Below are 7860 nucleotides of genomic sequence, written 5' to 3' on the forward strand. Positions count from 1 at the left end.
TGTGACGAATCGAACTATGCAGGCTACCGGAGCATTCATGAAAACGCTGTTCTTGCAGGCCCCTTCGTATGACGGCTTCGACGGCGGAGCCGGTTCGCGCTACCAGGCGAAGCGCGAAATCCGTTCCTTCTGGTATCCGACGTGGCTCGCGCAACCGGCCGCGCTCGTGCCGGGCAGCCGTGTCGTCGATGCACCGGCCGACGGCCTGTCGGTCGAGGAAACGCTGAAGATCGCCAACGACTACGACCTCGTGATCATCCACACGAGCACGCCGTCGTTCCCGACCGACGCGATGTTCGCGCAGGACCTGAAGAAGATGAAGCCGTCGATGCTGGTCGGCATGGTGGGCGCGAAGGTGATGGTCGATCCGCACAACTCGCTCACGGCGAGCGAGGCAATCGACTTCGTGTGCCGCGAGGAATTCGACTACACCTGCAAGGAAATCGCCGAAGGCAAGCCGTTCCCGCAGATCAAGGGCTTGAGCTGGCGCGCGAAGGACGGCTCGATCGAGCACAACGAAGCGCGTCCGATCCTCGAGAACATGGACGAACTGCCGTTCGTCGCGCCCGTCTACAAGCGCGACCTGAAGATCGACAACTACTTCATCGGCTACCTGAACTATCCGTACGTATCGATCTACACGGGCCGCGGCTGCAAGTCGCGCTGCACGTTCTGCCTGTGGCCGCAGACGGTCAGCGGCCATCGCTACCGCACGCGCTCGGTCGAGAACGTGCTCGCGGAAGCGAAGTGGATCCGCGACAACATGCCGGAAGTGAAGGAACTGATGTTCGACGACGACACCTTCACCGACGACCTGCCGCGCGCCGAAGCCATCGCCATCGGCCTGGGCAAGCTAGGCATCACGTGGTCGTGCAACGCGAAGGCGAACGTGCCGTACAAGACGCTGAAGGTCATGAAGGAAAACGGCCTGCGCCTGCTGCTGGTCGGCTTCGAATCCGGCGACGACCAGATTCTCGTGAACATCAAGAAGGGCGTGCGTACCGATTTCGCGCGCCGCTTCAGCGCGGACTGCAAGAAGCTCGGCATCAAGATCCACGGTACCTTCATCCTCGGCCTGCCGGGCGAGACGCAGGACACCATCAAGAAGACGATCGAGTACGCGAAGGAAATCAATCCGCACACGATCCAGGTGTCGCTCGCCGCGCCGTATCCGGGCACGACGCTCTACAAGCAGGCCGTCGAGAACGGCTGGATGGAAGAGAACAAGACCATCAACCTGGTCAGCAAGGAAGGCGTGCAGCTCGCGGCGATCGGCTATGCGCACCTGTCGCGCGACGAGATCTATCACCATCTCGAGCAGTTCTATCGCCAGTTCTACTTCCGTCCGTCGAAGATCTGGGAGATCGTGCGCGAGATGCTGACGAGCTGGGACATGATGAAGCGCCGCCTGCGCGAAGGGGTCGAGTTCTTCCGCTTCCTGCGCGCGCACGAGGCCTGATTCGTGGCGACGCAGCGGGCGGCGCGGGCGCTGATCTTCACCGCGGACGACTTCGGGCTGCATCCGCGCGTCAACACGGCGGTCGAGCGTGCGCACCGCGACGGCGTGCTGAACGCCGCAAGCCTGATGGTCGGCGCGCCCGCCGCGCAGGATGCGATCGAACGCGCGCGGCGGCTGCCGTCGCTCGCGGTCGGCCTGCATCTCGTCCTCGCGGACGGGCCGGCTACGCTGCCCGCGCATGAAATTCCCGCGCTCGTCGGCCCCGACGGGCGGTTCGGCGACGCGATGGCGAAGGACGGCTGTCGCTTTTTCTTCCTGCCGCACGTGCGTGCGCAGCTGCGCCGCGAGATCCGCGCGCAGTTCGACGCGTTCGCGGCGAGCGGCCTGCCGCTCGACCACGTGAACGCGCACAAGCATTTCCACCTGCATCCGACCGTGCTGTCGATGATCGTCGAGATCGGCCGCGACTACGGGCTGCGCGCGGTGCGGCTGCCGTACGAGACGAGCGCGCCCGCGCTGCTCAAGCCGTGGATCGCGCTCGTGCGCGCGCGGCTCGACCGCGCGGGGCTTGCGCACAACGACTACGTGGTCGGCATCGAACATACGGGTGCGATGGACGAGGCCGTGCTGCTCGATGCGCTCGCCAAGCTGCCGCCCGGCGTCGGCGAGATCTACTGCCATCCGGCGGAGGCCGGCGACGGCCCGATCACGCCGACGATGGCCGGCTATCGGCCGGTCGACGAACTCGATGCGCTGCTGTCGCCGCGCGTCGCGGCCGCGCTGAAGGCCGCGGGCGTCGCGACCGGCGGCTTCGCCGACGTGTTCGGCCAGCCCGCGGCACGACGCCGCGCGCAAGGGTCGCGCGCACCGGGAGCGCAGCCGTCATGACCCGGTGGATCAAGTGGCTCGGCTGGCCGCTCGGCATCGGCATCCTGCTCGCGCTGGGGCTGCACGAAGGCGTCGGCGACGTGTCGCAGATGCTCGCGCGCGCCGGCTACGCGCTGCTGTGGCTCGTGCCGTTCCATGCGCTGCCGCTGCTGCTCGACGCGTATGCGTGGCACCAGTTGCTCGACCGCCGCGCGTCGCTGCCGTTCCTGTGGTGGATCGCGACCGTGCGCGAGGCCGTGAACCGGCTGCTGCCCGTGGTCGGGATCGGCGGCGAGATCGTCGGCATCCGGCTCGCGCGCTGGCAGGTGCCCGACGCGAGCCGCGTGACGGCGTCGGTGATCGTCGAGGTGCTCGTGACGATCGTCGTCCAGTATGCGTTCGCGGCGCTCGGCCTCGTGCTGCTGCTCGCGACGACGAACAACATGGGCGGCGGCACGATCGGCCTCGCGCTGCTGCTGACGCTGCCGTTGCCGGTGCTCGGCGTCGTGCTGATGCGCCGTGGCGGGATCTTCCACGCGATCGAGCGTTTCGCGGGGCGTCTGCTCGGCGATTCGCACCGGTTGCTGCAGGGCGTCGACGGCCGCCGGCTCGACGCCGACATCGACGGTCTGATGTCGCGCACGGGCCTGCTGTTCAGCGCGTTCTTCTGGCAACTCGCCGGTTACGTGCTCGGCGCGCTCGAGATCTACTGGGCGCTCGCGCTGCTCGGCCATCCGGTGTCGATCGGCGGCGCGATCGCGATCGAGGCGATGACGCAGGCCGTGCGGCATGCGGCGTTCATGGTGCCGGGCGGGCTCGGCGTGCAGGAGGCGACCGTCGTGCTGCTCGCGCAGATGTTCGGCGTCGACCGCGAGACGGCGCTGTCGCTCGCGCTGGTCAAGCGCGGCCGCGAGGTGCTGTTCGGCTGCCTGGCGCTCGGTTCGTGGCAGCTCGCCGAGCTTGTGCGCACGCGCCGCCGCGTCAATGCGCCGCCGGCCGTGCCGCGCGCGCCGCACGCAGCGAGCCGCGTGCCCGAAGCCGAAACTGAAACCGAAACGACGCATTGAACACGAGACGGGCCGCGCGCCCGTCTCGCGCTTTTGGTGTCGCGCGGGTATCCTTGGCGCGTGTTTTCTCGACGTGCATTTCTTCCGATGAATTTCCGTTTCCGGCTGTTTCCCGTGACGATGCTGGCCGCCTTGCTGGCGCTGACCGGCTGCGACGACAAGCAAGGCAATCTCGACGTGCAACGCATCAGGGACTTTTTCAACGCGATCAAGCCGGCGCCGCTGCTGCTGAAGGGGCTGAAGGTCGGTGTATCGACCGAGGCCGACGTGCGCGGCACGATGGGCAAGCCCGAGACCGAGCGCGAGTTCACCGACGGCTCGAAGCGTCTCGAATATCCGCGCGGCCCGATGGGCAACCAGACGTGGTTCGTCGATCTCGATGCGAGCGGGCGCTACACGGGCGCGACGCAGGTGCTGACCGCCGAGAATTTCGCGAAGGTGCGCCCGGGGATGAACGAGGACGAAGTGCGGCGCCTGCTCGGCAAGCCCGGCGACATCGCGCAGTATCCGCTGAAGCCCGAGACGGTCTGGAGCTGGCGCTGGCTCGAGGACGGCGTCAATACCGACGCGTTCTTCAATGTCCATTTCGGCCCGGACGGGCTTGTCTATACGACTTCGCGCTCCGACATCCTGAAGGGACGGTAAGCGTGGCCGTCTTCGGCGCTATATCGAAAAAGCGACCGGAAAATTGCAAAAAGTCCGCTTCCCTGTGTGTTATCCGACTGTCAGGGAGCGGCTTTTTTCCTTTTGAAACAGCGGCGTAGGCCGGGGTTGTAAATGGCGGAACGGATTGTTGCGACGCAGCAATCGCGCGCAAGGTGATTTGAGGCAATCAATTTCGCTTGCGACTATCCGCGTCAGCCCGGCGCGGGACAGGCATACGCGCCGGCATCCATTCCAACTCTGGAGACGCGCGTGTTCCTTTACGGCTTTGGTCCTGTCCTCTGGGCCGGTACCGTGCAGACCATCGAGCTGTCGGTGCTGTCGCTCGCCACCGCGGTGGCGCTGGGGCTGATCGGCGCGGTGGCGAAGCTGTCGCATAACCGGGTGCTGCGAGCGGTCGCGACCGGTTATACGACGCTGATCCGCTCGGTGCCCGATCTTGTCCTGATGCTGCTGCTGTTCTACAGCATCCAGATCTGGCTGAACCAGTTCACCGATCTCGTCGGCTGGAACCAGATCGACATCGACCCGTTCGTGGCCGGTGTGCTGACGCTCGGCTTCATCTACGGCGCGTACTTCACCGAGACGTTTCGCGGCGCGTTCCTGTCGGTGCCGCGCGGCCAGCTCGAAGCCGGCGCGGCTTACGGGATGAGCGGTGCGCGCGTGTTCGCGCGGATCATGTTTCCGCAGATGATGCGCTTCGCGCTGCCGGGGATCGGGAACAACTGGCAGGTGCTCGTGAAGGCGACCGCGCTGGTGTCGATCATCGGTCTCGCGGACGTCGTGAAGGCCGCGCAGGACGCCGGCAAGAGCACGTTCAACATGTTCTTCTTCATCCTCGTCGCGGCGCTGATCTATCTCGCGATCACGACCGTTTCCAACCTCGTGCTGATCCAGCTCGAGAAGCGTTACTCCATGGGCGTGCGGCACGCAGAACTATGATCGAGATCCTCCAGGAATTCGGCAAGGCGTTCCTTTTCTGGGACGGCCAGCGCCTCTCCGGCCTCGCGGTGACGCTGTGGCTGCTCGTCGCGTCGATTTCGCTCGGCTTCGTGTGCGCGGTGCCGCTCGCGGTCGCGCGCGTGTCGAAGAAGAAGTGGGTGTCGATGCCCGTGCGGTTCTACACGTACGTGTTCCGCGGCACGCCGCTCTACGTGCAGTTGCTGCTGATGTACACGGGCATGTACAGCCTCGAGTTCGTGCGTTCGCACTCGCTGCTCGACGCGTTCTTTCGCAGCGGCTTCAACTGCGCGATTCTCGCGTTCGCGCTGAATACCTGCGCGTACACGACCGAGATCTTCGCGGGCGCGATCCGCGCGATTCCGCACGGCGAGGTCGAGGCTGCGCGTGCGTACGGGATGTCGCCGTTCACGATGTACCGCCGCGTGATCCTGCCGTCGGCGCTGCGTCGCGCGCTGCCGCTGTACAGCAACGAGGTGATCCTGATGCTGCACGCGACGACCGTCGCATTCACGGCGACCGTGCCCGACATTCTGAAGGTCGCGCGCGACGCGAATTCCGCGACCTACATGGCGTTCCAGTCGTTCGGGATCGCCGCGCTGATCTATCTTGCGGTATCGTTCGCACTCGTCGCGGCGTTTCGCCGCGCGGAGCGCCACTGGCTTGCGTATCTCGCGGCCGCCCGTCATTGAATTCACTTCGAGGAGAGCCAGTTGGCCGAGATCACTCAAACGAGCGCTGCCACCAAGCTTGCGGCGCTCGACATCCACAAGCGCTATGGCGACAACGAGGTGCTCAAGGGCGTGTCGCTGAACGCGAAGGCCGGTGACGTCATCAGCATCATCGGCGCGAGCGGCTCGGGCAAGAGCACGTTCCTGCGCTGCATCAATTTCCTCGAGCGGCCGAATGCGGGGCAGATCGTCGTCGACGGCGAGGCCGTGCGCACGAAAGCCGACCGCGCCGGTGCGCTCGAAGTCGCCGATCACAAGCAGCTTCAGCGTATCCGCACGAAGCTCGCGATGGTGTTCCAGCACTTCAATCTGTGGGCGCACATGAACGTGCTCGAGAACGTGATGGAAGCGCCCGTGCACGTGCTCGGCCTTTCGAAGAAGGAAGCCGAGGATCGTGCGCGCGCGTATCTGGAGAAGGTCGGCCTGGCGCCGCGTGTCGAGAAGCAGTATCCGTCGCACCTGTCCGGTGGCCAGCAGCAGCGTGTCGCGATCGCGCGTGCGCTCGCGATGCATCCGGACGTGATGCTGTTTGACGAGCCGACGTCGGCGCTCGACCCGGAGCTGGTGGGCGAGGTGCTGAAGGTGATGCAGAAGCTTGCCGAGGAAGGCCGCACGATGATCGTCGTCACGCACGAGATGGGTTTCGCGCGCAACGTGTCGAACCACGTGATGTTCCTGCATCAGGGGCGGACCGAGGAAGAGGGCGATCCGAAGGAGGTGCTGGTGCGCCCGCAGAGCGAGCGGCTCAAGCAGTTCCTGTCGGGCAGTCTCAAGTAACGCGACGGGGCGGGTTTCATACGTGGTACCGGTGTCTCGTCCCGCAGGCGCCACCCGCACGACGCAGGTGGCGATCGTTGCATTGCCGCCCGTGTCGATGTCGGGCGTGGGCCCGATCGTCGATGCGTTGAATCTCGCGAACGAGATCGACGGGCGGTTGCTGTATCGCTGGCAGGTGTGTTCGTGGGACGGGCGGCCCGTGCCGCTTGCGGGCGGTGCGCAGTGGCATGCCGATGCGGCGTTCAACGATGCGATCGCGTGCGACTGGCTGATCGTCGTGTCCGAGCGGTTCCAGCAGTTTGCCGATTACCGGCTGTTTCTCGCGAGTCTCGCGCGGGTCGGGCAGCGCACGCCGCTCGTCACCGGCATTCACCACGGCGTGTGGTGGCTCGCGATGGCCGGGCAGCTTTCCGGTTATCGCGTGAGCGTGAACTGGGAGACGTATCAGCAGTTCGCCGAGCAGTTCGAGCGGTCGATCGTCACGCAGCAGATCTTCGAGATCGATCGCGATCGGGCGACCTGTGCCGGTGGGCAGGCTACCGTCGATTTCATGCTGGCCATGATTGGCCGGGAGCATGGGGTGGATCTCGCGGAGCGGATTGCCGATACGCTCGGGGTCGGGACTTTGCGCAGTGGCGAGGAGCGGCAGCGGATTCCTTTTGTGACTGCGCCTGGGGAGCGGCATCCGCAGTTGAATGACGCGTTGCTTTTGATGGAAGCCAATGTCGAGGATCCGTTGACGACCGACGAGATCGCCGGGTTGGTCGGCGTTTCACGCCGGCAGCTGGAGCGGCTGTTTCGGCAGTATCTCGGGGCGATGCCCTCCAAGTATTACCTCAATCTCAGATTGCTCAAGGCACGCACTCAGTTGCAGCGGACCAGCAAGTCGGTCGTGCAAGTCAGTCTTGCCTGTGGGTTTTCTTCTGCTGCGCACTTTTCTAACGCTTATCGCGAAAGGTTCGGGGTCACGCCTCGGGAGGATCGGCGAGCGTGGCTCGAGAAGCAGACTGGCGGGGGTGGGGAGCCTCGGGGGGGCGCGCTTGTCGAGCGCGGTGCGAAAGATTGATGTTGTTTTGGTTGTTTGCCTGCGTTTGGCGTGAAGCACCTGCGATCGTGTCGGTCTATTAGCGTCGCCCCTGCGCGGGGCAGCGGTCACTTTTCTTTGTCTTGCCAAAGAAAAGTAACCAAAAGAAAGGCGCTCGGATAACACATGACTTCCCGGTGCCATGGCTCCCGAAGTGGACCGCGCCTAAGTGTCCGCGCCAGTCAGGCGGGCGGAGTGGTTCGAGCAATGGATCTGACACCACTCACCACCCAACGGAGCGGTATACCGCCC

The 7860-nt window shown here is 65.2% G+C and carries 8 protein-coding genes; all 8 read left to right on the forward strand.

Translation table 11 applies throughout. The annotated features are described in order from the left end of the window. Positions 1-37: 37 nt before the first annotated feature. The 8 genes from hpnJ to BFF94_RS36010 all read left to right on the forward strand — a co-directional run bounded on the left by hpnJ (position 38) and on the right by BFF94_RS36010 (position 7590). The gene (gene hpnJ, locus BFF94_RS35975; protein ID WP_128844409.1) at positions 38-1459 is read left to right on the forward strand and encodes a hopanoid biosynthesis associated radical SAM protein HpnJ; all 1422 of its coding nucleotides are present in this window, start codon (positions 38-40) and stop codon (positions 1457-1459) included. A gap of 3 nt (positions 1460-1462) precedes the next feature. Next, positions 1463-2347 (forward strand): hopanoid biosynthesis-associated protein HpnK, encoded by an 885-nt coding sequence (gene hpnK / locus BFF94_RS35980; RefSeq protein WP_219140421.1) that lies wholly within the window; start codon positions 1463-1465, stop codon positions 2345-2347. After that, complete coding sequence (locus BFF94_RS35985) at positions 2344-3393, forward strand: lysylphosphatidylglycerol synthase domain-containing protein (protein WP_219140422.1); 1050 nt, start codon at positions 2344-2346, stop codon at positions 3391-3393. The genes hpnK and BFF94_RS35985 overlap by 4 nt, the downstream gene beginning before the upstream one ends. A gap of 87 nt (positions 3394-3480) precedes the next feature. After that, positions 3481-4038, forward strand: a complete 558-nt coding sequence (locus BFF94_RS35990) for a hypothetical protein (protein ID WP_128844415.1) — start codon at positions 3481-3483, stop codon at positions 4036-4038. Positions 4039-4308: 270 nt separating this feature from the next. Next, positions 4309-4998, forward strand: coding sequence for an ABC transporter permease (locus BFF94_RS35995; protein WP_124859451.1), 690 nt, complete (start codon positions 4309-4311; stop codon positions 4996-4998). Next, positions 4995-5708 carry an ABC transporter permease gene (locus BFF94_RS36000; RefSeq protein WP_034186546.1) on the forward strand — a complete coding sequence of 238 codons (714 nt, stop codon included), beginning with the start codon at positions 4995-4997 and terminating at the stop codon, positions 5706-5708. The genes BFF94_RS35995 and BFF94_RS36000 overlap by 4 nt, the downstream gene beginning before the upstream one ends. Before the next feature lie 21 nt (positions 5709-5729). After that, positions 5730-6524, forward strand: coding sequence for an ABC transporter ATP-binding protein (locus tag BFF94_RS36005; protein ID WP_128844418.1), 795 nt, complete (start codon positions 5730-5732; stop codon positions 6522-6524). Positions 6525-6546: 22 nt separating this feature from the next. Next, a complete protein-coding gene (locus tag BFF94_RS36010; protein WP_128844421.1) occupies positions 6547-7590 on the forward strand; it encodes a GlxA family transcriptional regulator in 1044 nt (347 codons plus the stop codon). Positions 7591-7860 lie beyond the last annotated feature (270 nt).

This window comes from Burkholderia catarinensis (assembly GCF_001883705.2).
Classification (GTDB): domain Bacteria; phylum Pseudomonadota; class Gammaproteobacteria; order Burkholderiales; family Burkholderiaceae; genus Burkholderia; species Burkholderia catarinensis.

What these genes read in the sequence shown, in the direction of transcription:
- hpnJ (WP_128844409.1), top strand. Translation starts at nt 38, where the DNA reads ATGAAAACGCTGTTCTTGCAGGCCCCTTCGTATGACGGCTTCGACGGC.
- BFF94_RS35985 (WP_219140422.1), top strand. Translation starts at nt 2,344, where the DNA reads ATGACCCGGTGGATCAAGTGGCTCGGCTGGCCGCTCGGCATCGGCATC.
- BFF94_RS35990 (WP_128844415.1), top strand. Translation starts at nt 3,481, where the DNA reads ATGAATTTCCGTTTCCGGCTGTTTCCCGTGACGATGCTGGCCGCCTTG.
- BFF94_RS36000 (WP_034186546.1), top strand. Translation starts at nt 4,995, where the DNA reads ATGATCGAGATCCTCCAGGAATTCGGCAAGGCGTTCCTTTTCTGGGAC.